The 984-nt window shown below is 67.3% G+C and carries 2 protein-coding genes and 1 pseudogene; all 3 read left to right on the top strand.

The genetic code is table 11. The annotated features are described in order from the left end of the window. Positions 1 to 337 (top strand): annotated as a pseudogene (locus IE126_RS25550) (hypothetical protein); the annotation flags it as partial. Positions 338 to 342: 5 nt separating this feature from the next. After that, entirely contained in the window at positions 343 to 522 is a 180-nt protein-coding gene (locus tag IE126_RS25555; protein WP_189383200.1) for a hypothetical protein, read from the top strand. After that, positions 515 to 984: hypothetical protein (locus tag IE126_RS25560; protein WP_189383201.1), on the top strand; the 470-nt coding region annotated here is incomplete at its 3' end. The genes IE126_RS25555 and IE126_RS25560, both read left to right, overlap by 8 nt.

Genomic DNA, 984 nt, shown 5'->3' on the forward strand with positions numbered 1-984 from the left:
AGCAGTCCACGCCAACAATCGCGAGATTCGGATCTCCGGTCTGACACCCGGCTACCAGCTGCGCCGGTTTGACAGCCTGGCCTTTACCTATGCCGCCAATCCGCTGCGCTATGCCTTGCACCGGATCGCCAGCCCGGCAACAGCGGATGCCTCGGGCCTCACCGGCTATTTTGAGGTCAGCCCGAACATCCGGCCGGGCTGGGTCACCGGCACCGCCGTCAGCCTGTCGCGCGCGGCCTGCAAGGCAATCCTCGTCCCGAAATCCGTCCAGCCCGGCCGCCGCCGCCACACCCTCACCACCGGGGCTTCGTTCCGGTGGGTGCAGACCCTGAGGTGATCAACATGTCCGCCCCTGATCAATCTGCCCGCATTGCAGCTCTGGAGGCGCAGGCCGCGCGGCCGGTTTTGGTGCAGACCATGGTGACGGCAGATGCCACGGACATGAACGCGGTGGTGAAGCACGCCATCCGGGTGGCCACGAACGCCTTTCAAGGCTCGCTCACGGGGGGTGATAATGCGTGATTACAGCCCCGCTACTGCCGATTACTTCGTCGCACGCGGGCCGATGCTGGCGCATGTGCTGGTCTGGGTCTCGGCCCGGAACCGTGCGACCGGCGGCACCGAGAGCATCGGCTTCTGGACCGGCGCGGATCATGCGGAATTCGTGATCGGCGGCGAGACCCGCGTCTATTACGGGGCCGGGACCGCGCTCAGCGTCGATCCGCTCCGCCTGCAGACCGGCCTTCAGGTGCGCAGCCAGCGGGTGCAGCTCAGCCAGATCGCGGCCGAGACCCAGTTGGCGATCCGGGGCTATGACCCGCGCCATGCGCCGGTGGAGATCCACCGCGCGCTCTTCGATCCGCTGACCCATGCGCTGATCGGGGAGCCGCATCTGGTGCTGCGCGGCAATATCGACAAGGCGCCGGTCAGGACGCCCGCCAAGGGTGAGACCGGATCGATCGAGGTGGAAATCGCCACGGCGGC

The sequence above is a fragment of the Gemmobacter nanjingensis genome, assembly GCF_014652195.1.
Lineage (GTDB): Bacteria > Pseudomonadota > Alphaproteobacteria > Rhodobacterales > Rhodobacteraceae > Gemmobacter > Gemmobacter caeni.

What these genes read in the sequence shown, in the direction of transcription:
- IE126_RS25555 (WP_189383200.1), top strand. Translation starts at nt 343, where the DNA reads ATGTCCGCCCCTGATCAATCTGCCCGCATTGCAGCTCTGGAGGCGCAG.